Origin of the sequence: Ensifer adhaerens (genome assembly GCF_002940685.1) — a bacterium.
Taxonomy (GTDB): domain Bacteria; phylum Pseudomonadota; class Alphaproteobacteria; order Rhizobiales; family Rhizobiaceae; genus Ensifer; species Ensifer adhaerens_E.
Genome location: NZ_PNFP01000023.1, coordinates 37,482 through 64,132, shown reverse-complemented (window position 1 = coordinate 64,132; position 26,651 = coordinate 37,482). Strand labels below are relative to the sequence as shown.

At 57.5% G+C, this 26,651-nt stretch carries 26 protein-coding genes and 1 pseudogene; 19 read left to right on the top strand and 8 right to left on the bottom strand.

Features of this window, described 5'->3' with window-relative positions; genetic code table 11:
• Positions 1 to 20: 20 nt before the first annotated feature.
• The 4 genes from C1A35_RS31850 (at position 21) to C1A35_RS36485 (ending at position 3,481) form a co-directional block, all read left to right on the top strand.
• Complete coding sequence (locus C1A35_RS31850; protein ID WP_104668239.1) at positions 21 to 1,172, top strand: mandelate racemase/muconate lactonizing enzyme family protein; 1,152 nt, start codon at positions 21 to 23, stop codon at positions 1,170 to 1,172.
• A gap of 2 nt (positions 1,173 to 1,174) precedes the next feature.
• Complete coding sequence (locus C1A35_RS31845) at positions 1,175 to 2,089, top strand: SMP-30/gluconolactonase/LRE family protein (protein ID WP_104668238.1); 915 nt, start codon at positions 1,175 to 1,177, stop codon at positions 2,087 to 2,089.
• A 144-nt stretch (positions 2,090 to 2,233) separates the two neighbouring features.
• The gene (locus C1A35_RS31840) at positions 2,234 to 3,169 is read left to right on the top strand and encodes an aldose 1-epimerase (protein ID WP_104668237.1); all 936 of its coding nucleotides are present in this window, start codon (positions 2,234 to 2,236) and stop codon (positions 3,167 to 3,169) included.
• A 132-nt stretch (positions 3,170 to 3,301) separates the two neighbouring features.
• Entirely contained in the window at positions 3,302 to 3,481 is a 180-nt protein-coding gene (locus tag C1A35_RS36485; RefSeq protein ID WP_199773083.1) for a hypothetical protein, read from the top strand.
• A 132-nt stretch (positions 3,482 to 3,613) separates the two neighbouring features.
• Here C1A35_RS36485 and C1A35_RS31835 read toward each other — a convergent pair whose 3' ends face one another.
• Positions 3,614 to 4,465: a helix-turn-helix domain-containing protein gene (locus C1A35_RS31835; RefSeq protein ID WP_104668236.1), complete on the bottom strand. Its 852-nt coding sequence runs from the start codon at positions 4,463 to 4,465 to the stop codon at positions 3,614 to 3,616.
• 101 nt (positions 4,466 to 4,566) lie between these two features.
• Here C1A35_RS31835 and C1A35_RS31830 point away from each other — a divergent pair, with 101 nt between their 5' ends.
• The 11 genes and pseudogenes from C1A35_RS31830 to C1A35_RS37145 all read left to right on the top strand — a co-directional run bounded on the left by C1A35_RS31830 (position 4,567) and on the right by C1A35_RS37145 (position 16,057).
• Positions 4,567 to 5,883, top strand: a complete 1,317-nt coding sequence (locus C1A35_RS31830) for an alpha-glucosidase/alpha-galactosidase (RefSeq protein ID WP_104668235.1) — start codon at positions 4,567 to 4,569, stop codon at positions 5,881 to 5,883.
• Between the two features lie 168 nt (positions 5,884 to 6,051).
• Complete coding sequence (locus tag C1A35_RS31825) at positions 6,052 to 6,846, top strand: DeoR/GlpR family DNA-binding transcription regulator (protein WP_104668234.1); 795 nt, start codon at positions 6,052 to 6,054, stop codon at positions 6,844 to 6,846.
• A pseudogene (locus C1A35_RS31820) lies at positions 6,843 to 7,798 on the top strand (N-acetylglucosamine kinase). Before C1A35_RS31825 ends, C1A35_RS31820 begins: the two are co-directional and overlap by 4 nt.
• Positions 7,799 to 7,833: 35 nt before the next feature.
• A complete protein-coding gene (locus C1A35_RS31815; protein WP_104668232.1) occupies positions 7,834 to 9,090 on the top strand; it encodes an ABC transporter substrate-binding protein in 1,257 nt (418 codons plus the stop codon).
• Positions 9,087 to 10,004, top strand: a complete 918-nt coding sequence (locus C1A35_RS31810; protein ID WP_104668231.1) for a carbohydrate ABC transporter permease — start codon at positions 9,087 to 9,089, stop codon at positions 10,002 to 10,004. Before C1A35_RS31815 ends, C1A35_RS31810 begins: the two co-directional genes overlap by 4 nt.
• On the top strand, positions 10,004 to 10,861 hold the full coding sequence (locus tag C1A35_RS31805; protein WP_104668230.1) for a carbohydrate ABC transporter permease: 858 nt from the start codon (positions 10,004 to 10,006) through the stop codon (positions 10,859 to 10,861). The genes C1A35_RS31810 and C1A35_RS31805 overlap by 1 nt, the downstream gene beginning before the upstream one ends.
• Positions 10,862 to 10,873: 12 nt before the next feature.
• On the top strand, positions 10,874 to 11,827 hold the full coding sequence (locus C1A35_RS31800) for an SIS domain-containing protein (protein ID WP_104668229.1): 954 nt from the start codon (positions 10,874 to 10,876) through the stop codon (positions 11,825 to 11,827).
• The gene (locus tag C1A35_RS31795) at positions 11,824 to 13,125 is read left to right on the top strand and encodes a D-tagatose-bisphosphate aldolase, class II, non-catalytic subunit (RefSeq protein ID WP_104668228.1); all 1,302 of its coding nucleotides are present in this window, start codon (positions 11,824 to 11,826) and stop codon (positions 13,123 to 13,125) included. Before C1A35_RS31800 ends, C1A35_RS31795 begins: the two co-directional genes overlap by 4 nt.
• Before the next feature lie 45 nt (positions 13,126 to 13,170).
• The gene (locus C1A35_RS31790) at positions 13,171 to 14,256 is read left to right on the top strand and encodes an ABC transporter ATP-binding protein (protein WP_104668227.1); all 1,086 of its coding nucleotides are present in this window, start codon (positions 13,171 to 13,173) and stop codon (positions 14,254 to 14,256) included.
• Positions 14,257 to 14,829: 573 nt separating this feature from the next.
• Positions 14,830 to 15,567 carry a glycosyltransferase family 2 protein gene (locus C1A35_RS31780; RefSeq protein ID WP_234823086.1) on the top strand — a complete coding sequence of 246 codons (738 nt, stop codon included), beginning with the start codon at positions 14,830 to 14,832 and terminating at the stop codon, positions 15,565 to 15,567.
• Between the two features lie 367 nt (positions 15,568 to 15,934).
• Positions 15,935 to 16,057 carry a hypothetical protein gene (locus tag C1A35_RS37145; RefSeq protein WP_272939280.1) on the top strand — a complete coding sequence of 41 codons (123 nt, stop codon included), beginning with the start codon at positions 15,935 to 15,937 and terminating at the stop codon, positions 16,055 to 16,057.
• Between the two features lie 90 nt (positions 16,058 to 16,147).
• Here the strand turns inward: C1A35_RS37145 and C1A35_RS36145 are convergent, their stop codons facing one another.
• Positions 16,148 to 16,378 carry a hypothetical protein gene (locus C1A35_RS36145; RefSeq protein WP_158665217.1) on the bottom strand — a complete coding sequence of 77 codons (231 nt, stop codon included), beginning with the start codon at positions 16,376 to 16,378 and terminating at the stop codon, positions 16,148 to 16,150.
• Positions 16,379 to 16,728: 350 nt separating this feature from the next.
• Between C1A35_RS36145 and C1A35_RS31765 the strand changes: the two genes are divergently transcribed.
• Entirely contained in the window at positions 16,729 to 18,726 is a 1,998-nt protein-coding gene (locus tag C1A35_RS31765) for a right-handed parallel beta-helix repeat-containing protein (protein ID WP_104668225.1), read from the top strand.
• A gap of 320 nt (positions 18,727 to 19,046) precedes the next feature.
• Complete coding sequence (locus C1A35_RS36880; protein ID WP_234823085.1) at positions 19,047 to 19,238, top strand: hypothetical protein; 192 nt, start codon at positions 19,047 to 19,049, stop codon at positions 19,236 to 19,238.
• 367 nt (positions 19,239 to 19,605) lie between these two features.
• Here the strand turns inward: C1A35_RS36880 and C1A35_RS31760 are convergent, their stop codons facing one another.
• Genes C1A35_RS31760 through C1A35_RS36135 form a run of 6 tightly spaced genes read right to left on the bottom strand, consistent with a single transcriptional unit; the run spans position 19,606 to position 24,560 of the window.
• The gene (locus tag C1A35_RS31760) at positions 19,606 to 20,814 is read right to left on the bottom strand and encodes an MFS transporter (protein WP_234823084.1); all 1,209 of its coding nucleotides are present in this window, start codon (positions 20,812 to 20,814) and stop codon (positions 19,606 to 19,608) included.
• The gene (aepY, locus tag C1A35_RS31755) at positions 20,804 to 21,946 is read right to left on the bottom strand and encodes a phosphonopyruvate decarboxylase (protein ID WP_104668223.1); all 1,143 of its coding nucleotides are present in this window, start codon (positions 21,944 to 21,946) and stop codon (positions 20,804 to 20,806) included. Before aepY ends, C1A35_RS31760 begins: the two co-directional genes overlap by 11 nt.
• Positions 21,943 to 22,842, bottom strand: coding sequence for a phosphoenolpyruvate mutase (gene aepX, locus C1A35_RS31750; RefSeq protein ID WP_104668222.1), 900 nt, complete (start codon positions 22,840 to 22,842; stop codon positions 21,943 to 21,945). Before aepX ends, aepY begins: the two co-directional genes overlap by 4 nt.
• Before the next feature lie 31 nt (positions 22,843 to 22,873).
• Positions 22,874 to 23,572 (bottom strand): HAD family hydrolase, encoded by a 699-nt coding sequence (locus C1A35_RS31745; protein ID WP_104668221.1) that lies wholly within the window; start codon positions 23,570 to 23,572, stop codon positions 22,874 to 22,876.
• Between the two features lie 15 nt (positions 23,573 to 23,587).
• On the bottom strand, positions 23,588 to 24,031 hold the full coding sequence (locus C1A35_RS31740) for a cupin domain-containing protein (RefSeq protein ID WP_104668220.1): 444 nt from the start codon (positions 24,029 to 24,031) through the stop codon (positions 23,588 to 23,590).
• Positions 24,021 to 24,560 carry a discoidin domain-containing protein gene (locus tag C1A35_RS36135; protein WP_158665215.1) on the bottom strand — a complete coding sequence of 180 codons (540 nt, stop codon included), beginning with the start codon at positions 24,558 to 24,560 and terminating at the stop codon, positions 24,021 to 24,023. Before C1A35_RS36135 ends, C1A35_RS31740 begins: the two co-directional genes overlap by 11 nt.
• Positions 24,561 to 24,742: 182 nt before the next feature.
• Here C1A35_RS36135 and C1A35_RS31730 point away from each other — a divergent pair, with 182 nt between their 5' ends.
• Entirely contained in the window at positions 24,743 to 25,915 is a 1,173-nt protein-coding gene (locus C1A35_RS31730; protein WP_104668218.1) for an NAD/NADP octopine/nopaline dehydrogenase family protein, read from the top strand.
• The gene (locus tag C1A35_RS31725) at positions 25,912 to 26,649 is read left to right on the top strand and encodes a class I SAM-dependent methyltransferase (RefSeq protein WP_104668217.1); all 738 of its coding nucleotides are present in this window, start codon (positions 25,912 to 25,914) and stop codon (positions 26,647 to 26,649) included. The genes C1A35_RS31730 and C1A35_RS31725 overlap by 4 nt, the downstream gene beginning before the upstream one ends.
• Positions 26,650 to 26,651: the final 2 nt, after the last annotated feature.

The window sequence follows — 26,651 nt, the reverse complement described above, 5'->3', positions numbered from 1 at the left end:
ACAAAGAGGGATCAAAACGCATGAAGATCACTGCCATTCGCCCTTACCCCGTCTGGGTCGGGGTCCGCAATCAGCTCATCGTCAAAGTAGAGACCGACGAAGGCATCTTTGGATGGGGCGAAAGCGGTCTCTCGGGCCGCGAGAAGGCCGTTGTTGGCGCTATCGAGCATTACCGCGAGTTCCTGATCGGGCGCGATCCCTTCCTGGTCGGTGCAATTTGGCAGGAGATGTACCGCAGCCAGTACTTCGAGGGTGGGCGCGTCCTGCAGGCGGCAATCTCGGCGATCGACATTGCTCTACACGATATCAAAGGCAAGGCACTCGGTGTGCCGGTCTACCAACTGCTGGGCGGCAAGCAGCGCGAAAGGATTCCGACTTTTGCCACTACTTCAGCCCCGCCGAGCGAAGAGATGATCGAACAGGCGAAGGATTTGATCGAAGCTGGCTGGACAGCGGTGCGTCTGTCGCCGTCGGACCACGAGGGAAGCACGGTCTACGAGCCACGTGAGCACATTGCGACGACCGCCAAATGGTGCGTCAAGGCCCGCGAGGTGCTTGGAGACAATGTCGTGCTCGGCATCGATTTTCACCATCGTCTTTCGGTAGCGGAGGCGGCAAGCTTCTGCCAAAAGATGCCGTCGGGTACGCTCGATTTCCTTGAAGAACCCATCCGCGACGAATCGCCAGCGGCCTATGAAACCTTGCGTAAGCTCACCGATATTCCATTTGCAATTGGCGAGGAATTCTCCAGCAAATGGCAGTTCCTGCCCTACATAGAGCGCGATATCCATCAATTTAACCGCATCGATATCTGCAATGTGGGTGGGTTAACCGAAGCGATGAAGGTCGCCGGTTGGAGTGAGGCACATTATGTCGATATGATGCCGCATAACCCGCTCGGTCCCATCTGCACCGCGGCAACAGTGCATTTCGCCGCGGCCGTTCCGAACTTCGCTTGGCTGGAGACCCGAAGCTCAACTGTCGAGCAACTCGGTTTCGACAATGACGAGATATTCCCGGTCCAGCCCCGGATTGAGAGGGCCCATTATCCGGTCACTGATGCGCCTGGTCTCGGTGTTGTGGTGAACGAGGAGTTGATCGAAAGGGAGAGTTTCAAGTTCTGGGAGCCGCCACATTTGAAGCGCAACGACGGATCGGTGACGAATTGGTAGAGATGGCCCTTGGCCCGCTCGAAGGGCCCGTGTTCGACATCATCGATCCGCGCTTTGCTTCCTGCATCGTCACAGGTGCTCGTGTCGAGCGGATATGGACGGGCGGCCAGTGGACGGAAGGACCAGCGTGGCTTGCCTCGCGCGGTCTTCTCGTCTGGTCGGATATTCCAGGGGATCGGATACTGGCCTGGGAAGAGGCGACGGGGCAGGTCTCGATCTTCCGACGGTTAGGCAACAGTCCAAACGGCAATACGGTCGATCGACAAGGGCATTTGATTACCTGCGAGCAGATCCCGCACCGCATCGTGCGGACCGAGCCGGACGGTACGATCACCCCGCTCGTCGACCGGATCGGTGGCCGTCGCTTCAATTCTCCGAACGATGTCGTGGTGGCTTCGGACGGCGCGATCTGGTTCACCGATCCGACCTACGGTCGTGTCAGCGGCCCTGGTGCGGAGCTGAATGTAAACGGCTGCCACGTCTACCGGTTCGATCCTGCGAATAGTGCGGTCCACCAGATGACGACGGACTTCGTGATGCCGAACGGGCTTGCCTTCTCGCCGGATGAAACCCTGCTTTATATCGTCGACACCGGGGGCACGGAACGACCGGGTGGACCCGATCATGTGCGCTGCTTCTCAATGGGGCTCGATTGGACACTCTCGGGTGGTGCGGTGCTTGCCGAATCTGGCGGACATTTCGATGGCCTTCGCGTCGACTCCGAAGGTCGACTTTGGATGGGCGCGGACGAAGGGGTCCGCTGCTATCTTCCCGATGGGACATTGATTGGCCGTATAGGTTTGCCTGAGCGCGCCGCCAATCTGACCTTTGGCGGTGCCGGTCGGAACATTCTCATGATCACGGCGACCACCTCGGTCTATGTCTGCCCGGTGAACGCTGTTGGCGCTACACCGTAGCCTGTCGGGGGTAGGCCGAGGCCGTCAAACTGAACGTGGCGCAACGAAAATCTTTGATCCTTGTTCTCCAAATCAAATCAACGGGGATGCTACCCGATCTGCTCGGCTGAAAAGCAATACCCACCGGCAACATGGACACCAGCGATGACGCAATACTTACGGACGGAAACAAGCTCGCTGCTCATCGAGCCCGAATGTGGGTCGATCCGCTCATGGCAAGTCCGGCACGGCGGCCGATTCTGCGACTTGCTGCGTCCAGTAGAGCCCAAGGTCGTGGATGCGAGAGAGGCGCTTGTCATGGGGTGCTTTCCGCTCGTACCCTATTCGGGTCCCGTGGTCGGTGGGCGTTTCAGCTTCCTTGGCAAGAACTATCGGCTCCCGCGAACCCATCATCGCCAAACGGTACCTATCCACGGTGACGGGTGGGTTTCACCTTGGCAGACAAGCTGCCAGGGGCAGGCCACTCTAGAGCTTGCGCTAGAACATACCGGCGTCACCGGGTATCCCTTCAGATACAGTGTCCACCAAAGACTTCGGTTGTCGCCAAATGAGCTCGAGGTAGAGTTGGCGGTGACAAATGCCGGGCAAGAGCCGATGCCGGTCGGCATCGGTTTTCATCCGTTTTTCCCAAAAGACAATGATACAACTGTCAAGACCCTAAACCCGTTAGTGTGGTCGCAACCGGATTCGGGAGGATCGATCGATCCCCAACCCACGCCGGCAGAATTGGACTTCACGGCTGGTCGCAAGCTTGAAGGTATCGTTCTCGACCATTGCTTTTCGGGGTGGAGCCGCCACGCAATCTTGACTTGGCCAAGTCGCGGCTACAGCCTTGTCCTTGAAGCAGACGAAACTCTCGACAAGATTGTGGTCTTTGCGCCCGAGAACGAGGGCTATTTTTGCGTCGAGCCCGTGAGCAATGTGGACGACGGATTCAACAAGATGGCTCTCGGCGTGTCCGGACACGGGGTGCAATGCGTTGCACCTGGAGGCAGCATTTCGGGCCGCATGCGATTAAGCTTCGTCGATCACGCCGCGATACCCCAAATATCGGAATACGTTCGATGCCAGCGGGTTTAGGCGCAGGGCCAAAGCGGGGCGGTCGGTTGGCATTCGTCTGCTTGTGTTTCGGCATGCAAATTTGGCTCTGACTCAGTTTTGATGCAGTTGTAACGATGCTGCTTTGTGGGTTTCCACAAAGGAATCAGCTTGATGAGCACCAAGTTTCGCCCCTCTGATTTGGTACCGGTTGGCTTCATCGCCGAACGCATCACCCACATTGACGATGAGAGCTGCATCTTTCTCGAGCCGGCGCTACTGCGACGTGTCCGGCACGAGACTTCAGATGTTTGGTGCACCACGGTGTCGCTTCGCCGGCTGGGCACGACGTAGGATGTGGCCAAGGCCGTGTATTCCGTGTCTCCGACGAGGCGTCATATACGGCGGGATATGCGTCAGCACTCTCGCCTATGCGATCCGCTCACAGGTGAAGAGTAAAGCTGCGAAGTGGTTTCCAAGACGAGACTAATCCGAGGACCGGGTACCAAGCCGGAACTGCCGTGGCGTCGTACCAGTACGCTGCTTAAATACATCGTAAAAACGTGTGTTCGATCCAAAACCGCTCTCGTGGGCAATTTCCACGATTGGATCATCTGTTTCTGCAAGTCTTTGCATGGCACGCGCGAGCCGATATCGGGTCAGATACTCCATTGCGGTAATTCCCAATACATCTCGAAAAGCTCGGTTTGCCGTGGTCGGGTGGACGTTCGCGAGCTTTGAGAGCGACGTCAGCGTCAAAACTTCAGCGAAATGTGCATTGATCAGCTCCGTCAGTACTTGCGCATGCCGGATAGCGGGGTTCGCCGGCGGTCCGGATTGCTTGGCTGAGCCCTGATTGTCTGACTGATCGAGGATGAGTCGACGGACGGCCAATTTCACTTCATCAAAAACCAATTGGCGCCGCAAATTACTCCCGGATACCCATTCCTCGCTCCACTGCGCGGCAAGAAGTGACATCATGTCCTTTCGCGTTTGTTGCACTACGAATGCGCCCTGCATGATCGCCTGACGCGACGTCTTATCAATCGGGAGAGCCAGAAAATCGGCAAGGGGAAGATAAATGCAGATCAGGTGTGCTTCTGGTGTTACGAAGATCGACTGATGAGGGATCGCAGCCCAGAAGAGAGCAGTGCGACCCGCCTCTACGTGCGCATGTCGCCCATTGAAAAGATAGGTCATGCTGCCGTTGAGCAGCAGATTGATTTCAATGTGATCGTGCCAATGGGTGGCCCGCATCGCATCAGCGACGTGGCGCTCGATCAGGAAGGAGCGGGGCGACTCGCCCCACTCGCCCGCCTTGGGGGAAGCTTCTCGCATGCCTGCTCGCTTTGATTCGGGAATAAGTATATCAATAGCAGGAAGAAATTCCGTTATAAAATAGGCATACGAATGGCGACGTTGATCATCAGGAGATCGAAATGCCTAAGATTTGCCTCGTCGGTGCGGGGAGCACCGTCTTTGCGCAGAACATCCTAGGGGATGTTCTATCCACCTCATCCGACCACGACTACGTCATCAGCCTCTTCGATATTGATGCAGAACGCCTCAGGACGTCCGAAATCGTGGCGCGGCGCATTTGCGAGGCCCTCAATCTCGAAACGGTGAGAATTGAAGCGACGCTAGATCGGCGCGATGCCTTGCGGGGCGCGGATTTCGTGATTTTGATGATGCAGGTCGGCGGTTACAAGCCGGCCACGGTGACCGATTTCGAAATACCCAAAAAATACGGCCTCAGGCAAACCATCGCCGACACTCTCGGGATTGGCGGCATTTTCCGAGGACTTCGGACCATCCCGGTGCTTGAGGCGATTTGCCGGGATATGGAGCAGGTTTGTCCCGATGCTCTGCTAATGCAATACGTCAACCCGATGGCCATTAATTGCTGGGCCATCAAGGAACTGACGCCCGGCATCCGAACGGTGGGCCTGTGCCACAGTGTACAGCATACGGCCTCCCATCTGGCGACATGCCTAGGTGAGAACATCGCCAATATCAACTACCTATCAGCGGGCATCAACCACGTCGCCTTCTTCCTAAAATACGAGAAGCTGCATTCCGATGGCAAACGCGAGGACCTCTATCCTTGCCTGAAGGCGCTCGCCGAAGAAGGGCGCGTACCTTCAGACGATCGAGTCCGTTTCGACGCCCTGATGAGACTTGGCCATTTTGTGACCGAATCCAGTGAGCATTTCTCGGAATACACGTCATGGTACATCAAGGAACGCCAGCCCGAGCTCATTGGCAAACTGAACATTCCCCTTGATGAATACATCCGCAGATGCGAGGTGCAGATCGCCGATTGGCACGCCCTTCGCAAGGATCTCGAGGGAGACAGCCCCATCGAGGTCTGCCGGAGCAATGAATATGCCGCCGGCATCATCCATGCAGCGACGACCGGCAAGCCTGCGCTCATATACGGCAACGTTCCGAACAATGGGCTGATCGAAAACCTCCCTCCTGAATGCATTGTTGAAGTGCCGTGCCATGTCGACCGGAATGGAATCCAGCCGATCCGGATCGGACGGGTACCCACGCAACTGGCCGCGGTGATGAAGCTGAGCGTATCGGTGCAGGAACTCACGGTGGAAGCCGCGCTCACCAAAAACCGCGACCGTATCTATCAGGCTGCTCTCCTCGATCCGCACACGTCGGCCGAACTCTCTCCCGATCAGATCTGGAGCCTAGTCGACGAGCTGATCGAACGGCATGGAAATCTCCTGCCGCAGTATCGCTGAGCAAACCCTTCGGACACTTTCGGCACAGGCGCCTTCCTCACCGGGAGGCGCTTTCTCATTTTTGGGAACTTTTCTCATCAAAAATCATAAACGATCAAAAACTTGATTGACTATGATCTTGTGTGATGCAAATGTGACGCAATACGAATTTTTAGGGAGTGCGGCGCGATGAGTCAAAACGGCGGGATAAAGTCTGATCGTCTGGATGCCATCCGTAGCCACCTTTACGCGAATGGCTTCTCGACAATCCAGGACCTCGCGGATGCGGTCGGAGCGTCCCTCGCCACGGTCCGGCGCGACCTGCAGGTTCTTGAGCATGATGGTGTCATCGATCGCGTGCACGGCGGCGCCCGGATCGCGGATGGCTCGTCGGTGGAAATGGCCTTCCAGGAGCGCGAGAAACGTCAGCTTTCCGCAAAACGCGCCATCGCCAACGCTGCCTACCAACTACTTTCGCCACGCACGACGGTTTTCCTGGATGCCGGCACGACTGTTCTCCAACTCGCACGGCTTATTCGCCTCAACCCCATGCCATTGCGCATCTTTACCAATGGCTTGATCGTCGCTCAGGAATTCCTGAACGTTCCCGATCTTGAAGTCGTCCTTTTGGGCGGACAGTTGCGCAGCGAAAACGCCTCCCTCCTAGGCCCACAGGCGGAGGCGATGTTGGAAGCTATTTGGCTTGACCAACTCTTCTTGGGGGCGAGTGCGGTGAGCCCCGACGGCGCGATCTATAGTGTGGACAGTGCGGAGGCGAGCCTTAACCGTTGCATGCTTAACCGCTCGGCCAACCGCTACCTCCTGGCGGACTCGTCAAAGTTCGGGATGATGGCAACTTACAAGGTCGCCCCGCTCAACGTTGCAAAGCTTGTCACCGATACGGGCATTACGGCGCAGTGGCGTACTCAGTTTTCGGAGCTCGGTGTGGACACGACGTTCGCGCCGATCGGAGCGAGAGCATGAGCGACGAGTTGATCCTCGGAATCGATGGCGGCGGGAGCAAGGTGCTTGTCGCTCTTGCTAACAAGAGCGGCGGGATCTTGCGCACTGCTTTGGGCGGAGGCGTCAATCCGATGGACAATGCGGAGTGGCTGACCGAACTTGAGCGGAACATCGCACCGTTTCGCCATGAGCGCAACCTCGCATCAGTCGCGGCAGCGCTGCCTGCTTACGGCGAGGTCTCGCATCTGTCCCGTCTTCAGGAAGCGGCGATCGTGAAGGCGTTTCCCGCTACGCGGACAACCATCCTGAATGATGTGGACGCCGCTCATCTCGGCGCCTTCGCTGGTCGGCCAGGCATTCTCCTCCTTTCTGGAACCGGATCCATGGCCTGGGCAAGGAATGCCGGCGGGCACCTTGCCCGCGCGGGCGGATGGGGCGATGTTATCGGTGACGAAGGGAGCAGCTACTGGATCGGCCGTCTGGCCCTCAATCTCGTCAGCCAGAGCCTGGATGGGCGCTCACAGGTGACCGCGCTGGCGGACATCATCTTCCGACATCTCGAACTCGATCCTGCAGATCCGATGGATGCTTTGGGCGGCTGGGTCAGCGGCCTTGAAAAACCCCGTTCGAGTATCGCTGCGTTGGCGACGCTCGTTGATTGCGCGGCACAGGCCGGCGACCAGGGAGCGATCGGGTTGATCGAGCGCGCCGCGGAGGAACTTGCAAAGCACCATAAAGCGATTGCCGAACACTGCGAGGCAGGCACTGGATGGACCTATGCGGGTGGCACGTTCTCTAGCACGCGCCTCCTCGACGCACTGGAGCGCCGGCTCGGCAAGGTAGCGGAAACGCCGAAACTTCCCCCTATCGGCGGTGCTCTTCTGGCGGCCGCCCAAAACCTCGGTTGGCCGTTGGATGATGGCTGGCTCGGGCATACCGCCGCATCCGCAATGGCGGCGACTGCGCAGTCTAGAATGTGAAGCCTCAATAACAACGAAGGAAGGGAACATGCGTAGAATTATCTTGTCACTGCTTGCCTCCGGCGCGCTGGCTATCGCTTTGCCAGCGCTCGCGCAGGAATCCAAACCGCTCGCTGGCGCCTCGATTACCGTGCTGATGCCCTCGCCTCAGAGAGCAGACATCGCCGCGGAGTTTGAAGACGAAACCGGTATCCATGTCGATCTGCAAACCCTGTCGTGGGACGACATCCGCTCGAGGTTAGTTACGGCGCTCGTCGCTGAAACGCCGCCTGCCGACGTCACCGAATTCGACTGGTCATGGACGGGACAGTTCAGCGCCGCCGAATGGTACATGCCGCTCAACGACGTGATCGATGCAGAAACGATCCGCGATATCGGAGTTGCGAAGATCTTCACGGTCGACGGCAAACTGCTCGGAATACCCTACACTAACGACTTCCGCGTCATGCTCGTCAACAAGAAGCACTTTGCCGATGCGGGCATTGCGCAGATGCCCAAGACCCTGGACGAACTCGTAGCAGCGGCAAAGCAAATCAAGGCAAAAGGCATTTCGACATATCCCGTCGGTTTACCACTCTCGGCGACTGAAGGTGCATCGACCAGTTGGTATCTTTTGACAAAGGCCTTCGGTGGAGAACTGTTCGACAAGGACTTCAACCCTCTTTTCACCAAGCCGGACTCCGCCGGCTACAAGGCGCTTGCATTCGAATTGATGTTGCTGAACCAAGGGCTTGTCGATCCAGCCTCCACCGGTCTCAAGGATATCCAGATCAACGAGAGCCTGTTCGCTCAGGGTCTTACGAGCATCATGATTTCAGGTGAACCCGGCCGTCTGAGCCAGATGAATGATCCCAACCGGTCGTTGGTGGCAGGTCAGATCCAAGCGATCCTGGTGCCGACCGAAAGCGGCGAGACCCGCAGCTTTGGCCTTCCGGAGGCGCTCGCAATACCGAAGGTCTCCGCCAACAAGGAGGCGGCCATCGCCTTCGTGAACTGGTTCACGAGCAAAGAGTACCAAAAGAAGAACTTAGCGAACGGCTTCCTGCCAACCCGAACGTCTGCTCTGTCCGAACTCAACGCCGAAGGCAAGCTCCAAAGCGGAGATGTGCTCGTTGCGCAATCGAAATCCGCTGGAGCGCTTTTTCCACAAGGCACGCCGCCCTGGTATCCTCAATTTTCAAGCGGCGTGAACACGGCGATCAACAGTGCAGCCAAGGGCGAAATGACGGTCGAGCAGGCTGTCGAAAGCATTGCCGAGGCGGCAAAACGGGCGATGGCGCAATGACCGCTGTCACCATTGGACGGCCAGCAAGAAAGCGGGGTGTCGGCTTCAATGCCGACACTAGCCTCGGCGTGCTACTCGTCGCGCCCATTGGCATCACCATGGCGACCCTCGTCTTCTACCCGATGGGCCGCACGCTTTGGGACAGCCTGCATAGGGTCAATCCGATGCAGGCGGGGGCACCCTTCGTCGGGCTGGATAATTACACCCGCATGCTCTCCGACGGCATGTTGGCAACCACTTGGGCGAATACCCTGATCTATGTAGCCCTCGCCGTCATTACCGAGACGGTATTCGGCGTTCTCGCGGCGGCACTGATCAATCAGGTCAAAGTTGGGCGGCAATGGATACTGGCAGCGGTCATTCTGCCTTGGGCCCTGCCGGGTGTGGTCAACTCCGTGATCTGGCTGTGGATCTACCAGCCGGGCGCAGGTCTTCTCAACGGTATCCTCTCGGCTTTAGGGCTGCCTTTCGACAACCACGTTTGGTTCAACGACCGAACGAGTGCCATTATTGCCGTCACTGTCGTCCATGTCTGGCGCATGATGCCCCTGACGATCGTCATCGTTCTGGCGGCAATGCAGAGTATTCCCAGCCACCTCTATGAAGCCGCACGGATCGACGGAGCGACACGCACCCAGATGTTTTGCCTCATCACGATTCCGCTCGTTCGCAGCGCAATAGCGGTCGCCATGACCAATGCGACCGTGAATGCCTTCAACCTGTTCGATGAAGCCTGGGTGCTTGCCGGGTCTAGCCTCGAAACCCGTCCTATCCTCGTGCAGATCTATCTCGAGACGTTCCAGAACCTCCACTTTTCCTACGGGATGGCGCTTTCAGTGGTCATCACCTTTGCCTCGCTTCTCGTCTCGCTCATTTACGTCCTTCGCGTCTATCACAACACACGGTTCGACTGATGAAATACAGCCTCTCTTACCGCTTGCTGATTTGGACCGGGGTCGCCCTCCTGCTCATCTGGTCCCTGGGTCCGATCTATTGGACGATCATCAGCTCCGTAACGCCGACAGAAGATTTCTCGGTGCGGCCGATCAACTTCTTCCCGCAAAATCTCACGCTGGACCACTATTCGCGCCTTCTGGGTATTAACATTGCCCGGATCGGCGGTGTCGAAGTCTGGAGACAGTTTCGTGCGGCCCTCTTCAACAGCGTCGTCACCTCTGCAGCAGCCACGCTCTTGTGCGTTGCGATCTCCTCGCTTGGAGCCTACGCCTTCACCCGGATTCAGTTCCCGGGCCGTCGGGTTCTGTTTGCCGCCGTGGTTGCCACGCTCGCAATCCCCGCTTACGCGATCCTGATCCCTCTCTATCAGATCATGATCAAGATGCATCTGGTCGACACCTATGTCGGTGTCGCCTTGATCTATGTCTCGGCATATCTGCCGCTCTCGCTCTGGCTTTTGCGTAGCGTCTTTGATGCGCTCCCGCTGGCGCTTGAGGAAGCAGCCCAGCTCGACGGTGCTGGGCGCCTCTACATATTCTTCAATATTGTGCTTCCGCTGGCAGGCCCGGGCTTAACGGCGGCAGCCATCCTTACCTTTCTGGGAGCCTGGGGCCAGTACTTGGTTCCCCTTATCGTCTCACCGCAGGCCACCAAGCCCCTGACGGTGTTGATCCCCGAATTCGTCACCAAGAATTTCATCGACTACGGGCTGATCACGGCAAGCGGATCAATCGCGATCGTCATTCCTGCCCTCGTCGTCATTTTCCTCAATCGATACCTCGTCAGCGGTCTGCTGGCCGGTTCGGTCAAATAATCCGGAGACAACATGAACACGACAGAACAGGTGATTTTCGAGCAGTTCGCATACTGGGAAAAGGCAATCGGTTCGAACAACGTCACGCAAAGGACCGATCTCCTGGTCTATGTCGGCTGCGGCACCTCCTACTACCTCGCACAGTCACTGGCAGCCTTTGCAAACGGCGCCGGGCGCCGGGCGATCGCTGTGCCGGGCGCCGAGTGGTTCAATCGCCCGTCGCTTTTCTGGCCCGACTGGACGAAGACACATGTCGTCGCCATCTCTCGCAGTGGCGAAACGACTGAAACCGTAGCCGCAGCGCAAAAAAGCCGTGCTAACGGCGCCTTCGTCACGGGACTGACAGTGGAATCGGAGAGCTCGCTTGCCAAGAGCTGCGATGAGGTCGTCGCGGCTGCTACCCATCCAGATGAAGGGATCGTTATGACAGCATCCGCAAGCCTCATGCTGCTTCTCGGTATGCAGATGATTGGCCAGGATGTCCCCAGCTCGATCCCCACTTCGGCGAAAGCGCTGGCAAAAACTCTTAATGCGTCATTACCCACGCGCGTTCATGAGCGGTCTCACGTTGTTTTCTTGGGCGGCGGTGCTCTCTACGGGATCGCATCGGAAGGCGCTCTCAAACTGATGGAAATGAGCCAGGTGCTGACACAGGCATTTCATCCCCTTGAATACCGCCACGGGCCGATCAGCCTCGTTGACAGCGAGACCGCGGTTATCATGCTCTATAGCGCTGACCAGAAGGAAGCAGAAACCAAACTCGTCATGGAATTGCGCGAAAAGGGGGCATTTGTCGTCGGCCTGGGCGGCCCGGGCGACTTTGAGCTTCCCGTCGACGTCGATCCTTCATTGGTCTGCCTCGTCTTCCTGCCTGTCTTGCAAGTCCTTGGCGAACGCGCCGCGCAGTGGAGGCGGATCGACACCGTTTCCCCGCGTCATCTGACCAAAGTGGTGACCTTGGCATGAGGAACGCCGTTGATCAGAACCGGCGGATCGCCTTGGCGAAGCTGATCGAGCCGAGAGCACTGCCTCTACCGAGGGGCATCACCTCTGTATGCTCCGCCCATCCTCTTGTTGTCGAGGCAGCGTTGCGCCGCGCGGCTCGAGAGGGTCGAGCACTCCTGCTGGAGGCGACCTGCAATCAGGTCAATCAGGAGGGCGGATACACCGGCATGACACCGGCCGATTTTCGGCGTTTCATCGAACGGATCGCCGATGCCATCGCGTTTCCCGCCAACCACATCATACTTGGCGGCGATCATCTCGGCCCGAACCCGTGGAGAAGACTTCCAGCGGAAGAGGCCATGACACGCGCCGAAGCAATGATAGTGTCCTACGTCGAGGCAGGCTTCGAGAAACTGCATCTCGATACATCGATGGGCTGCGCAGGAGAACCGCGGGCGCTCACGGATGCGTTGACAGCCGAAAGAGCAGCGCGGTTGGCTAGAGCCGCCGAAGACGCTGCAAAACGTGCCGGCCGCAAACCGCCGGTCTACATCATTGGAACGGAGGTACCCCCACCCGGAGGCGCCACTCACGCCTTGGAAGAACTGGAGGTCACACACCCGGAAGCTGCTTTGAGAACCCTCACGGTTCATCGAGCGGCCTTTACGTCGGCCGGCGCCGAACCTGCCCTCGAGCGCGTCATCGGTATTGTGGTTCAGCCCGGCGTCGAGTTCGGCAACACCGATGTTGCACTCTACAAGCCTGATAGGGCAACGAACCTAATCTCGGCCCTCGATAAAATGCCGGGTCTGCTGTTCGAAGCACACTCGACGGACTACCAGCCGGCGTTGGAACTATCCGGCTTGGTTGACGACGGATTTGGGATTTTGAAGGTGGGCCCCGGCCTGACCTTCGCTCTTCGGGAAGCGCTCTACGGGCTGGCTGCAATACGTCAAACCATCGGCGGTACGGCTACATCAACTGGGCTTCCCGCGGTCATGGAAGACATCATGCAAGCCAATCCAGGTCATTGGTCGAGCCATTATGGCGGCACACCAGAAGAGCAGCACCTGCAGCGCCACTTCAGCTACAGCGACCGGATCCGCTACTACTGGCCGGACAGCCGAGCCGCTGAAGCCGTTAATCAACTTTTTGCAGAGCTTCCGAACCCGATCCCGGAAACGCTGATCAGCCAGTATCTTGGCCGATTGTATCCGGATGTCGTTTCGGGGCGCGTCAAGCCGAGCGCGCGGAGCCTTTGCCTCGCCGCAATTGATACTGCCTTGGCGCCCTATTCCGAAGCGACAGCGCTTCGGTAGGCACCAACGGCTCTCACACTCTTACAATATTTGCTGGAGACGACGATGGCATCAGTAACCGTAACAAGCGCCCGCAAGAGCTACGGTCATTTCGAAGTTTTGCACGGGGTGGATGTCGACATCCAGGATGGGGAGTTCGTCATTCTCGTCGGCCCGTCCGGCTGTGGGAAGTCGACACTCCTGCGGATGATCGCAGGGCTTGAGGAAATTTCCAGCGGCGACATCGTCATCGGCAGCAAGGTGGTCAACGACGTGGCGCCTAAAGAGCGCGACATCGCGATGGTGTTTCAGTCCTACGCACTTTACCCTCATATGACGGTGGAAGCGAATATGGGTTTTTCGCTTCGGCTGGCGAAGGCCCCGAAGGATGAAATCAGGCAACGTGTCCGGGAAGCGGCGCAAATCCTGAACCTCGAACACCTGCTTGAACGCTATCCGAGAAACCTGTCGGGTGGCCAGCGTCAGCGCGTTGCCATGGGACGCGCTATCGTACGGCAGCCTCAGGTTTTCCTTTTTGACGAACCGCTTTCGAATCTGGACGCCAAGCTGCGTGTACAGATGCGATCCGAGATCAAGCAGCTACACCAGCGGCTTAGGACAACGACTATTTATGTGACGCACGATCAGATCGAGGCGATGACAATGGCCGACCGGATCGTAGTCATGCGAGACGGCTACGTTGAGCAGATCGGGTCGCCGCTCGATCTTTACGACCGGCCGGCCAACCTCTTTGTCGCCGGTTTCATCGGCTCTCCGGGTATGAACTTCATCCGAGGAAAAGTCAGTGCATCGGGACCATTTGCGTTTATCTCCGAAGGAGGCGTTCAGCTTCCGCTCGCCGAAAGCGTCGCGGCAAGAAGAGGCCAGGACGTCATCTACGGTATACGTCCCGAACATCTCCTCATAAACCAGGGTGGAGTAGACGCGACGGTCTCGCTTATAGAGCCGACCGGCGCCGAAACCCAGATCACGGCCCAGCTAGGGACCACTCCCATCGTCGCCTCCGTTCGAGATCGTTTTGACGTGCAACCCGGCAACGTCATCTCTGTAGGTGTTGATCTTTCCGCCGTGCACCTATTTAACGCGCACACGGAGTTGCGTATTCCGACGAACCAGCGCTCAAAAGGATAGATAATCTCGCGCCGCCGCATGCGCTCCCTGCTGGAACACGAAGTTGGGGCACCAAACTTCAAGAGAGCCTCTCGTATGCTCAGGGGATCACTTCAGTGTCCGACGCATCTAAAGATCGGGAGCTTCCATGGACTACTTGGTAAATTTGTGTTCCCTTCAACCGAATCCGAAACTTGCAGAATACGTCGCTTGGCACGGCGTTGCTGTGCGCCGCCCTCGCGCCTCTGAGGCGACGAGCGTTACGAGCGCCTGAGTGCCGTCGGCGACCTCTGGGAAAAGCTCAACAGCATCATTCCCTGTGTTTGAGAAACCGTTAGCCAAGGCGCTGAAGCGCTCCGACGGATCGGAGGGCGGTCGACCTCCTTTCGCGTCGGTTTTGATGTTCAAGATCCTGGTGCTTCAGGCGCTCTATAGTCTCTCCGACGACCAGGGCGGAGTTCAAAAAAAGGGTCAGGATTTTGATCTGATTTTGAAGGCAATCAGACGATCCGGAAATACTTGTTCGCAAGTATCCGGCATCTCAATTCAGGTACAGCTCGCCACCGCGATTCTAGCAGTTGGAGTATTTGTGTTATGTCCACGATCGACTTGTGTGTTGTCGGCACCAGGCGACCGGAGCTACTTGCCCAGACGCTTGCGAGTTTCAGTCAGAAAGTCCTGGGAAAGCTTGATCTGCGTGAGGTCTATCTCAATCTCGACCCGCTCTTTGGATCGGACGAGGACCATGCCGCGTGCGTAGAAATCTTCCGCAGTTACTTCCCCGACGCCACCGTCTTCCAGCCGGAAATCGCCGGCTTCTGCGCAGCCGTCGCGAGGCTGTGGGCTGCGACGAGTGCCGACTACGTGTTCCACCTCGAAGATGACTGGATCGCTTTGAGGGAAATGCACGAGGAACTGCTGGTGCCCTTTGCCGATCCGACGATAGCCCAGGTGTCATTTCACGCAGCCGACCAGAATTGGGACGTCCGCCGCAAGGGCCACTTCCATCGGCGAAACGAGTATACCCACCTGCTCGGGATCAAGATTCCACTGTTCCGCACCTTCCCGAAATTCACGACGTCTCCATCCATCCTTCGCGGCGGCTTCGCCCGGCATTGCGCGGACCTGATGGATTTATTGCGCGATCCCGAAAAGCAGTTCTATTCAGGTGTGAACCCGGCGATGGAAAACTATGTCGCCTTCTTCCGCAACTACATCTTCTCGCCCGAAGCACGTCCGGTGATCAGGGATATCGGGCGGGAATGGCGCGTGCAGCGACGTATCCAGAAGATGATCACCGACGCGACGTCGACGCGGCAGCTAGACGTATGAAGGACGGCACGCTCCGCGTGCCAGCCACTGGCAAGTCCGCCGCCGCCCGCGCGGTTGGGCTGTGGCGGTACTTCATTGCATTTCGCCGCGCAATCCCCGTCATCCGGCACAGAACTTTGAGCGGTTGCGGGTCGGCCGTCGGCATGCGACGCTGGCTGCCTTCCTTCGTCAAACGAGCTCGTAACCGATCTCGATTCCCAAACAATGGGACCTTGCAGTTTAGTGGAGGCGAACCCGAATTTCGTCGTCGACGGGCAGTTCACTCGGGTGACCGGTTATGAGGCGGCCGTGCGCCTGCTGATCCAACCGGAGCGCCCGACAGCGATCCTAAGCCAACAATACTGTGGCGCTCTCAGCATTGCGGGCGATGCAGCAATTTCGCTGCCCGGAAGACATCTCCATGGCGATGATCGACGACCTGCAATGGAGCTCGGTCATCACGCCGCGCATCACCATGGTGGTTCAAGACACCCATACGGGGTCGCGATGACTGCCAGCTGGAACTCCACTTGCCCTAGCTGAACGGGCAGTGGGACAGTGGAGCCAGGAATGCAACCGATCTCTGGCGCAAGCTCAAAGGTCAGGCCTTCCGTGGGTCCCTGCGCGTCGTCGGCGAATGGCGACCCGCCGGCGCCGAGCCGAGAAGGCGGATGCCGACACGCTGACGTGCGTACCCTCGGCCCGCACCATCGCGCGGCTGATGACGATAGGCCGCGACAACCTCTCGAAGGCCGAAATTGTGATCGTCGCCGCCGCCGAAGGCCGCGTCACGGCCCTCGTCGAGGCGCGCAAGACCATCGCAGACTTCCATGCCTTGGTCCGCAGCAAGGATCCCGAAGGACTCCCCAGGTGGATTGAGCCTACGCTGCAAGGCCTCGTCGCCTCCTTGGCACGCGGCGTCGTTAAGACGAGGCAGCCGTGTGTGCCGCAATCGCGTTACCCGGTCGATCGGCCAGACCGAGGGTAGGTAACCAAGCCCAAGCTCGTCAAGCGCCAGAGGTACGGCCGAGCGAAGATTGACCTGCTCCAAGCTCGCTTGGATCGGCTCCGTATGATCGCAAGATGCGGCGAGAGTGCGTCAGACCGCCATTCTATGCCGATTGACATCTTGGCCCACATTTGTGTTGATAGTTGCGCGTTGGGGCGGAGCCGGAGAGTTAGATGTGCGACGAGAACCGGTCCGAAATCGAAGAAGCGTCAATCCTGGCGCGAGATAGGTGTGAGCCGCTCCCGGCAGCTGCCACATCGCGTCGACGGTTCCTAAAGGGCGGCGCCATGTCCGCGGCTTTCTTCGCCGTGCCCTGGTCGCTGGCAGCCTCCACGCCAGGGAGTGCGGCGCCGATCGCGCGCGGCTCGGGATGGACCGAGCATCCCCTTACCGAATCGATCGGAAGCGCGGCGACGCCCAGAGCCACCGGGGCGCAGCCCTTTACAATTGATGCGCCGGCGAACCCCAATGGGCCGGTTTTCCATCTGGCTGATTTTGGTGCCATTGCCGATGGTGTCGAGCCTCCGGTCGATGGACCGGACCGCAACCTGGCTGCGTTGCAGGCCGCGCTCGACCAGTGCCGCAAGACAAAGGCGGCCAAGCTCGTCGTCGGCAGGGGCATCTACCGCTTCACTTCCGGCAAATCGATTGTCTTCGATGGGTTCAGTGACTTCACCTTCGATGGCGGCGGGGCGACGTTTCTCTTCCACCTGATCGAAGGTGGCGAAGGCATCTCGATCAAGAACTGCCGACGATCGGTGTTCTCCAACTTCAATCTGGACTGGGATTGCGCGATCGATCCGCCGGCTTGGGTAGGCAGAGTTACCGAACTGGCCGACGATCAATCGAATTTCGTGATGAGCTTCGAGACGGCTGCCCCGCTCGATCCCAAGGTTTGGGTCACGATGAACCCGCTCGATGAAGAGCTGCGTGCGCCGGGCGCCGGCACGGAGTTCGACGGCTTCGCACCCACCAAGATTGAGAAGCTCGATGAGCAAACGGTGCGCGTGTGGCCAACCGAACCCATCAACCCCATCGTAGGCCACCTTTACCTACTGCGCCATTACACCTACGAAAAGCACGCCGTCGTCATGGTCGGCAATTCCCATCTCTCGTTGCGCAACGTGAACATCTACACGTTTCCGGGCGAGGGATTCGTCACTGGCGGCGATCAGCATCACTTCGAGCTGGTCAACTGCCGCATCGCCCCTCCAGCCAACGAGCGCCGCCCCATCACCACCACGGCCGACGGATTTCATGTCGGGCAGTCGCAAGGCTTCATCCGGCTGGAGCGGTGCGAGTTTAGCTTCATGGGCGATGACTGCGTCAACATCCATGACAACTTCCACATGGGCGTGGAGAAGGTCGGCGATGACACGCTGGTGGCTTTGCAGATCACGCCTTGGCGATGCCCGTTCGCAGCCGGCGACCCGGTGGAGATCCGTTATGGTGACTACTCGCCCACGGGCTTCACGGCCAAGCTGAAATCCGCGACGCCAAACTACGAGACGAGCGAGGTCACGCTTGTCTTCAGTGAAAAGCTGCCTGCCCACGTCCCCAGTGACGCGATGTTGTTCAACCGTCGTTATGGCACGCGCAACGTGATCATCCGCGATTGTTACTTTCACGAGAACCGTGCCCGTGGTGTTTTGTGCAATGGGGCCGACTGGCTGGTGGAGAACAACCGCTTCTTCCACAATCAGTATGCGGCAATGCTCGTCACGGCAGATGCGTCACCAGGCCTTTGGGAAGAGGGGTTCGGAGCGCGAAATCTCGTGGTGCGAGGCAACCACTTCCAAGCCTGTAATCCTATGGGCGTCAGCGACGGCGCGATCGTCCACATCGGCGCCGATGTTCGCGGCGCGGCTTCGCCCTTTCCACTCCTCGATGACCTGCTGTTCGAGCATAATCAGTTCGAGGAAACACCGGGGCCCGCAATCACAGCGACGTCTTTCCGGAATCTGGTTTTCCAGGAAAACACGGTAATCAACCGAGAGAAACCACTCACACCGAAGCCGATGCGCGGCGGCGTACGTGCCGAGCTGGGGACTGGCCTGTGGGTGGAAGGCAATAGCTGGACGACGCAGGAGGACATCGAACCTCCACGGCTCTACTACGACGCTGATACGGTCCGCTCGATCGCCTGTCGGGCCAATGTGTTGAAGACCTGACGCCAAGGCGACGCATAGGTCTGGCCGCCGCGACAAGGATCTTGCGGTTGCACACCACCGACGTAGAGCTTTGAAGAATATGGCGGCTGGAGTTCTGGGGGAGCATGAGGATTTGTGGGGCGGGCCGGAACGGAGTATGTCGTCGCCATTGTATCTCGACCTTGAGCAGCCCGAAATGGCCCGCGCCGCCTGACCGCCCCACAAATCGAGTAATCCTCCCCGTGACTAAGGATCCGTTGATAAATTATCGCATCGATATCGGCTTATTTGAGCTGATGGTGTAATTCCAGTCGCCGTGGAATTGGTGGCGATGGATGTTGATGGCGTCCATCTCGGCATCGCTAACTTTATCGTTGCTGTTTGGAACAACATATCTGTTTCTCACCGCTTTCATCAATTTCGGCAATATTGGCGTCTTTACCGGCCTGATTGAAACGCTCTTTGCCGCCTATATGGCCATAATATTCAACAATCTTTTTCCCGACACCATGCCGAAGCTCCTCAGCCAATGATTCCCGGTGAAAACACCCCAGCGGGTGGCGTGGCCAATGTGCAAGCGGGTCAATCGCCTGTAGGTGCTGGAGGCTAGTTTCCGCAACCAAATCAGATCCAGCTGGGTTCAGTTGCTTCCGTACGCAAACAAAGCTTGTTGTAGACGAAGAGCGCGTCAAGAGATGCGTTGAAACGCATCTCCTCGCGGATCACAAAACGCAGCGGGGCGACCAGACTACATCAGTTTCTACAACAGGCGTGGTAGGCGCTCCGCTTCAGCGCTGGTATTTGGAGACTACGGTCTGCCGCACGGTAACCTATAGTCGTTCAGTTCATCTCGAGATCGAACCGTCGTTACAGGCATCGAGATGTCCGTCTCGAAGCGCATCAGTCGTTGGCCATGCTTCGTCGCATGCGATTCAGCTGCAGTAGAATGAGAAAAGCCGAGATGCTAAGTACGCCAAGAGCCGCGAAAACGCCCTGAGCGCCGATACCTGCCATCAACGCCGCGAGAATTGGCGGTGCCATCGCGGTGATCAAGTTCATCGGCAAGGCGATAGTAGCCATCGCTGCCGTATAGTCTGCCTTTTGAAAGAAAACGAGCGGCATGGTGGCCCGCGCCACGGCGAAGGCGCCACTTCCGACCCCAAACAGCAGGAGGTAACCGCCGACCGAAAGGTAGCCTGCACCGCCGATCCAGATCGCACCAAGCCCGATCGGGATCATAGACCCCGACACAATCGCAGTCGAGAGCCCGTCCCATCTCTGCCCGCCCAGAAGGTCGACCACACGTCCACCGACCTTGAACACTCCAAGGAGCGAAGCGACTGCGACAGCCCCCGTCAAGTCCATACCCATTGCCTGCAAGAGTTGAATGCCCATCGCCTCAACACCGAAGGTCACGAAGGTGTTTAGGGCGATAGCTGCCACTAACAGGACGAAGGCTGGCCCCTTTCGCTGACCATTTTGACGCGCCGCCTTGTCAGCCGGGCTGCTTGTTGCGGGAAGGCCTACCCAGACGACTGGGCAGACAATCAAGGACATGATGCCAGCGTAGACAAGGACAACGCCACGCCAGCCGATGACATTGTCTAGAAACGTGGTTATTGGCCAGAAGACACTGCTTGCGAGGCCTGTCACCAACATCAAGGTACCAATCAGACTCCGCGCGCGATCCTCGGCATACTCTGCGATATATGCGTATGCAGAGGTAGTCAGAAACATTGCGCCAGCCACACCAGTCAGTGCCCATGAACCCCAAAAGAGTGAAAGGTTCGGTGAAAGGGCGAGCAAGCAGAGACCCAGCCCGATCAGTGCTGCTCCTGCCGCCATAACTTGACGTGTTCCAAACCGAATAAATGCACGACCGGTCCAAGGTGCGGCAATCCCCATTGCGACGAACATCGCCGAGGTTCCCAGAAAGACGGCTGATAAAGAGCTCCCGAATTCCGTAGAGATCGTCTTAGCGAGCACGGGCAGGACGCCAACCGCGCCCCAGCCAGTGATTTGGGTCAGCGCAAGTATTACCGCGGGCATGGCCATTGGAAGTGCGTCGGATGGGCGTTGAGTAGAATCGCTGCCCGAACTAGCTGGCATGAGCCAAGGTCTCCTGCAGCCGCTTGAGAACATCCCTTGGCGCTCTGTCGGGCCTGGGCAGGTCCCTTGGCGAACCCGCCGCGATTTTGAGCCTTATCATCAACGGCCCCGCCTCTCGGCGAGTTCTCGCCAGGATCTCCGAGAAATTATCGATGTTGTCGGTTGTCCAACTCTTTCGATACCCGCTCAGAGCTGCAATTTCCGCAAAGGGCGTGTTGGCTGCGGTCGAAGGCTGGGCACCCGTTGAATCGTAGCAACCGTTGTCGAGGATCACATGCACAAAGTTTGACCTTCCATAGGTTGCAACCGTCGACATTGCGCCAAGATGCATCAATGCCGCTCCGTCCCCGTCTATTGCGATGACTCTTTCGTCAGTGACCAAGCTCAAACCAAGTGCGAGGGAGGACGCGAGCCCCATTGATCCGACAACGTAAAGATTGCGAGCCTTGTCGCCAAGGGCGAAGAGTTCACGCGCCGTCTTACCCGTCGTGGCGACCATCAAATCGTCGCCGCAGGCCGCATTGAGTCGTTCGAGTGCATCAGTGCGAGACGGCAGCAGGCCAGTTGATTTACCTTCATGGGAATGGACGCCAGGTTCGCGCCGAGGCACTAGCGTTGTGGCGCAGGGAAAGGGGGCGAAGGTCTTGTCGGGAACGATAATCGCATGAGTGCGGCCCGTCGTTTCTATCATGTCGAGCACATCTATGAGATCCGCCGAGGCAGTAGACGGATCCTCCGACAGAATCCGGTATGGCACATCCAGAACTTCGAGCAAGTTGGGCGTTATCCGTCCCATCACCTCGTGCTGGGGCTCGTCCAGCCATCCAGGTCGACCGCGCCAAGAAACAATAAGCAGGATCGGGATCTCGAAAATCGCCAGCAGCGAAGTGATCGGGTTTATCGCATTCCCGAGCCCGGAATTCTGCATAAGGACGACCGACTTTCGCCCTCCTATGCGGGCGCCTGCGGCGATTGCTATGGCCTGCCCCTCATTGGTCGCGGCGATATATTCCACGCGCTCACCCATGACGAACACATTTTGTAGCGGCGAGAGGCTCGAGCAAGGCACACCCGATGCGAAGTCATAGCCGGCCGCCGTCAGATGTTCGCCCCAAGTTTCAGCGCTAATCATGCCAAAGACCCCGACGCAGAAAAGCGTTCTGCGAACGCGGCGTAGTCAGCTTCTCCAGTAAGTTCGAAAAGGCAAGCCAGGCTCGCGATTTCACTTTCCACGCCCGACAGGGATTCTTCAGCGTGGACCCTTCGGCATACCGCTTCCATGGCGGTAATGGCTGCCCGCATGGTATGATTAGCCCAGATCACCGCAGATACATTTAGCGCCCGGAACCTGTCAGCCGGCGTCGTATAATACTTTGTCGGCACTAGAACGACGGGGCAAAGGTTGTTCCATTGCCGGCAAAACTCCTCGATCTCGGTGCTATCGGCCTTTTTGGAATGGATAAGGATGGCATCAGCACCTGCCTCATGATACGCAGCCGCACGGTCGAGAGCTTCTTGCATGGAGCGGCCCGCGATCAGCGTCTCTGTCCGAGCGACGATCGAAAAATTCGGATCGCGTTGACTCTCTTTTCCTGCCCTAATCTTGGAAACGAAATCTTCAATGGAAGTTAGCTCTTGGCTTTGACCGAGAAACGAATTCTGTTTCGGGAAAATCTTATCTTCAATGCAGACACCCGCAACTTCAATCTGATCCAGTTTCCGCACAATTCGCGCGAAGTTATTGAAATCGCCGTATCCGGTGTCCCCGTCCAGAAGAATTGGAATCTCTGTTCGGTCACTCATAAAATTCACCACTTCGAGCACTTGGGTCCATGACGCCTCATTGCGGTCGCGCACCCCAAACGCCGAAGAAATCGTCAGACCGGAGGCCCAGATCGCCCGAAACCCAACTTGCTCAACGATACGAGCGCTCATCCCATTATGGGCTTCCATGAAAAATTCGAGTTTGGGACTGGTGAGAAGCTGTCGCAATGCGGCAGCCTTTGTGAGGATACGCTGATCCAACATGCTGGAAATCTCCTGGGTGGGAAGTGGTGGTTCAGGTTGCGGAACTGCAACTCGTTTCTATAAGTGAAAGGGCAGCTTCCGAAGCCGCAGAAAGAGAAGGAACGACGAGATCAGCGTACTCCCTTGCACGCTCTGTGTGAGTTAGCCGTCGATCGATGAGTATCGTATGCAGGCCGCAATGCCGCGCGCCCGCTAACTCGTCATTTCCACCATCGCCTACGAAGACCGACGAACTTGGGCATGCGCCGACTCGTTTCAACGCGGTACGATAGATGGAAGGTTCAGGTTTGAGGATACGCTCCTCGAATGACAGCACCACCGCATCCATCCGTTCGAACAATCCGAGTTCTTCAATAACGGCAACAGAATACTGGGACGCGTTACTGATGATCGCCATCGGCACGCCGGCGGCCTCGATGCGGTCGAGCGATTTAGCGAGGTCCGGATATGGGATTACAGCCGCGTGAAAGATCGGCAAACAGCTCGCGACACTTGCCGCGATCTGCTCACGACTACGCATTTGATTCGAGAGGCGGCACGCTTCTGCGATACGCCCTCCCATTCCGTCAAGCACGCCACGCATAGTAGCGTCACCACAGGATTTGTACGCCGGCAGGAAGCTCGAGGCTTCGAGTCCGAGTGAGGCAATGATCCGTGAATAGAACGGATTATCCGGCTGTTCTTCCACCAGAGTATGGTAGAGGTCAAAGAAGATGGCGGCTTTTTCCATGGGAAACCGTGCACTCTAGCGGCTTGTATATTGCGCCCGATCACGGACAGGAGCGCTGACCGACAAGACGGTGGCAGGCGTGTCGGAACCGTTCACTATGGCAAAGAACAACCCCATAGGGACAGCAAAGACATCGCCCGCCCGGCCCAGCTCCGATCGCAAAATGGTGTATCCCTCGCTCTTGGGCGCTGGACTCACCACACGCGCAGCCTCCGGTCGGTAGACTTTGTCGAGGGGAATTTCAGAACCCTCGAACGTCTCGAGCGCGACATCGCCATCAAGCACGACCAAAATGGTATCCGTTGTCTCAGCTTTGCTTGGAACCAACTGCTGCCCGGGATTCAGATACCAAAAATTGCATGCTAGGCTATCGCTTCCCCAGGCGCCGAATTTCGAAGCCTGTTCGGCAAAAAAGATCGCTCCAGCGGTCGGATTGAGCCGCGCTATATCAATCGACATCGATAACCTCCGTCAAAAGCTCGAGCGCCATGAACTGCAGGAAGTATTTTCCTTCCTGCCTGCGCGCGACATCAAAGAAATCGAGGCGGAGGTAGGGCGCATGGAGCCCAGGCAGGCTCCATTCGTGCCAGCACGTAGAGGTTAGCTGCGACGATTGCAGCGTGACTGGCGCCTGCCATTCACCCTCGGCTTTTGCCGACCGTACTTGCATCCGCTTGGGGAAACCGGCTTCCGGATTGATGGCGCGCGACAGCATCCTGATCCGTTGGATCGGAGTCTGGCATCCAGTGCTTATCTCCAGGAATTCGCTTTGCGACCGCGTGCGGCTCGGTGTGCACCAGCCGGTATCAGCCCGACCATCGAACAGGTATTGCTCGTTCCAATATCCGTAGCGATGACATCCCGACGATGCGATTACTCTGCATCCTGAGACAGGCCTTAGTCTCGTGCTCACGGTCGCAAAATGCTCTGACTCGCGCGGCGTTAATACCGGCTCCGATCCAACAAGCTCTAGCGGAGGTATGTACATCTTGCAGATCCTTCCCTCGTACTCTTAAAATACCGTTATCATCAATATTTAGATACTCAAGTAATATTATTATTATAAAATTGAATATATGACTATATAAAGTACATATTTCACATATTTATTTTATATAATTGACCGGCATCTCGATACAATTATTGTGAAGCAAACAAAAAGGAGATGTCATGACCACGATCTTGATTTCTGGTGGTGGCCGAATGGGTCATCTGTTGGTGGCTTTGCTTTCGCAAAGGGAAGATGTCCAGATTCTTTGGCACACACGCCGGGCAGCAGAAATCCGCAGGAACATGCCGCAAGAGGGCATCACAATGGTTTCCGACGGGCAAGCACTATGCAGCGGCCGTCCCGCGATCGTAACGGACGATATAACTGAAGTGGCCGGTAAGGCCGACGTCATCATCTTCACCCAAACTGCTAACGGCAGACCAGAGGCGGTCCGACGTGCAGCTTCAGTGATCCGTCGCGACCGCCCCGTCTTCATCGGCGCCATTCCCGGGTGCGGGGGATTCGATTGGCTCGTTGGAAAGGAAATCGGCCGTGATCCCAACATTGTCGTGTGGGCGCTCAGAGGCGTCCCCGCGACGAGTCCAAAAATGGATACAGGCCGAAGCGTTATACTCGGCGGGTTCAAGGACAAGCTTTATCTTGGTTTTGGCCAGGATGTTCCGCTAGGATTGCGGGAAGAAGGCGCTGCTTTAGTCGCACATCTGTTCCCGCAGCCCACTGAGATGCTCAGCCATTTCCTGGAAATGACACTGAGTCCACTGGGTTTCATCCATCCTTCGGTGTTGTACGCTCGCATGGGGCCGTATTCGCAATGGGACGGCAAGCCGTTTACCGAACAGGTTCGCTGGTGGGCCGACCTAACAGAACTGGCCGCATATTTCCTTGAGCGTTGCGATGCGGAACAGCAGCGCCTCATTCACGCCATCGAAGGCGCTCTTGGACTGGAGCTGAAAGGTGCTGGAACACTGCACGGTAAAGTCGTCGACCAATACCGGAGCCTGATCGCTGATCCGCGGACAATGCTATCGACCTTTCGAACCTGCTCGGCCTTCCAGTCCCGTATTCCAATGATCGAAGCACAAGGTGGTGGCTACCTCTTTAAGATGGATCATCCTGGAGTTCGCGAGGATCTTTACTACGGTATGGCCTTCTTGCTCGAACTAGGTCGACGGTTGGGCGTCGAGATGCCTTATATGACTGAGATCTACGCATGGACGGTGGAGTTCCTGGGAGGACCGGAGGCTTCGGCACTCGAATATCTGCCGGAGCATTGGCCGCCTTCGAGGCCAATCGCACAGCTGCGGAATGAGGAGACAACCCGTTTCGTATGACCAATTTCCTCTACGTCAATCCTGATCTCTACGAAGCTGTCTATCCCGACCCGCCGCACCGGCGTGGGCGGATGTGCGAAGCGACATTCCGACGTTACCTTGGCCGGTTGCCTCGGAATGTTCTTGACCTGGGATGCGGAACCGGTCGGGAAATTCAATACTTATCCTCGCTTGGTATTGCTTGCACAGGCGTTGACCCAAGCTCCGCTATGATCAACTTGGCGCGCGCGCGTGCCCAGGCATCGTTTCATATATGTCCAATGCAAGACCTCAACTTGGACATCCGTTTCGAAGGGCTACTGGTCCTCGGCAACGTTCTCTCCCATCTCGTTCATCCGCGAGATCTCGAATACGGGTTTGAAGTCATCCGCAAACACGCCGCACACGGGGCGATCGTCCTCGTAGGCGCACTGAACTACGGAGCTCTCCTAATGTCATCGAGGATGTCCACTCCTTCCAACATTGAAGTAGTTGACGCCGCCGGCGATCGCCTTGTAGGCGAGACCAGTTTTTGCGTGGATATAAAGTCCCAACAATCCATCCGGCGGCGCAACTGGCGTCGTGGAGACGACATAGTTGCAACGGATAGGTCGGTTCACCGTATGCTATTTCCGGAAGAACTTTGCCATCGTCTAAGGCAACATGGCGCAGATATTCTTGACGTGGCCGACAACCAGGAATTTGCTCCGTCGGATTTCAACGGCGAGGAAATCTATGTGGTGGCGCGCTTCTGAGC

What these genes read in the sequence shown, in the direction of transcription:
- C1A35_RS31850 (WP_104668239.1), top strand. Translation starts at nt 21, where the DNA reads ATGAAGATCACTGCCATTCGCCCTTACCCCGTCTGGGTCGGGGTCCGC.
- C1A35_RS31845 (WP_104668238.1), top strand. Translation starts at nt 1,175, where the DNA reads ATGGCCCTTGGCCCGCTCGAAGGGCCCGTGTTCGACATCATCGATCCG.
- C1A35_RS31840 (WP_104668237.1), top strand. Translation starts at nt 2,234, where the DNA reads ATGACGCAATACTTACGGACGGAAACAAGCTCGCTGCTCATCGAGCCC.
- C1A35_RS36485 (WP_199773083.1), top strand. Translation starts at nt 3,302, where the DNA reads ATGAGCACCAAGTTTCGCCCCTCTGATTTGGTACCGGTTGGCTTCATC.
- C1A35_RS31835 (WP_104668236.1), bottom strand. Translation starts at nt 4,465, where the DNA reads ATGCGAGAAGCTTCCCCCAAGGCGGGCGAGTGGGGCGAGTCGCCCCGC.
- C1A35_RS31830 (WP_104668235.1), top strand. Translation starts at nt 4,567, where the DNA reads ATGCCTAAGATTTGCCTCGTCGGTGCGGGGAGCACCGTCTTTGCGCAG.
- C1A35_RS31825 (WP_104668234.1), top strand. Translation starts at nt 6,052, where the DNA reads ATGAGTCAAAACGGCGGGATAAAGTCTGATCGTCTGGATGCCATCCGT.
- C1A35_RS31815 (WP_104668232.1), top strand. Translation starts at nt 7,834, where the DNA reads ATGCGTAGAATTATCTTGTCACTGCTTGCCTCCGGCGCGCTGGCTATC.
- C1A35_RS31810 (WP_104668231.1), top strand. Translation starts at nt 9,087, where the DNA reads ATGACCGCTGTCACCATTGGACGGCCAGCAAGAAAGCGGGGTGTCGGC.
- C1A35_RS31805 (WP_104668230.1), top strand. Translation starts at nt 10,004, where the DNA reads ATGAAATACAGCCTCTCTTACCGCTTGCTGATTTGGACCGGGGTCGCC.
- C1A35_RS31800 (WP_104668229.1), top strand. Translation starts at nt 10,874, where the DNA reads ATGAACACGACAGAACAGGTGATTTTCGAGCAGTTCGCATACTGGGAA.
- C1A35_RS31795 (WP_104668228.1), top strand. Translation starts at nt 11,824, where the DNA reads ATGAGGAACGCCGTTGATCAGAACCGGCGGATCGCCTTGGCGAAGCTG.
- C1A35_RS31790 (WP_104668227.1), top strand. Translation starts at nt 13,171, where the DNA reads ATGGCATCAGTAACCGTAACAAGCGCCCGCAAGAGCTACGGTCATTTC.
- C1A35_RS31780 (WP_234823086.1), top strand. Translation starts at nt 14,830, where the DNA reads ATGTCCACGATCGACTTGTGTGTTGTCGGCACCAGGCGACCGGAGCTA.
- C1A35_RS37145 (WP_272939280.1), top strand. Translation starts at nt 15,935, where the DNA reads ATGCAGCAATTTCGCTGCCCGGAAGACATCTCCATGGCGATGATCGAC.
- C1A35_RS36145 (WP_158665217.1), bottom strand. Translation starts at nt 16,378, where the DNA reads ATGGAAGTCTGCGATGGTCTTGCGCGCCTCGACGAGGGCCGTGACGCG.
- C1A35_RS31765 (WP_104668225.1), top strand. Translation starts at nt 16,729, where the DNA reads ATGTGCGACGAGAACCGGTCCGAAATCGAAGAAGCGTCAATCCTGGCG.
- C1A35_RS36880 (WP_234823085.1), top strand. Translation starts at nt 19,047, where the DNA reads ATGGCGTCCATCTCGGCATCGCTAACTTTATCGTTGCTGTTTGGAACA.
- C1A35_RS31760 (WP_234823084.1), bottom strand. Translation starts at nt 20,814, where the DNA reads ATGCCAGCTAGTTCGGGCAGCGATTCTACTCAACGCCCATCCGACGCA.
- aepY (WP_104668223.1), bottom strand. Translation starts at nt 21,946, where the DNA reads ATGATTAGCGCTGAAACTTGGGGCGAACATCTGACGGCGGCCGGCTAT.
- aepX (WP_104668222.1), bottom strand. Translation starts at nt 22,842, where the DNA reads ATGTTGGATCAGCGTATCCTCACAAAGGCTGCCGCATTGCGACAGCTT.
- C1A35_RS31745 (WP_104668221.1), bottom strand. Translation starts at nt 23,572, where the DNA reads ATGGAAAAAGCCGCCATCTTCTTTGACCTCTACCATACTCTGGTGGAA.
- C1A35_RS31740 (WP_104668220.1), bottom strand. Translation starts at nt 24,031, where the DNA reads ATGTCGATTGATATAGCGCGGCTCAATCCGACCGCTGGAGCGATCTTT.
- C1A35_RS36135 (WP_158665215.1), bottom strand. Translation starts at nt 24,560, where the DNA reads ATGTACATACCTCCGCTAGAGCTTGTTGGATCGGAGCCGGTATTAACG.
- C1A35_RS31730 (WP_104668218.1), top strand. Translation starts at nt 24,743, where the DNA reads ATGACCACGATCTTGATTTCTGGTGGTGGCCGAATGGGTCATCTGTTG.
- C1A35_RS31725 (WP_104668217.1), top strand. Translation starts at nt 25,912, where the DNA reads ATGACCAATTTCCTCTACGTCAATCCTGATCTCTACGAAGCTGTCTAT.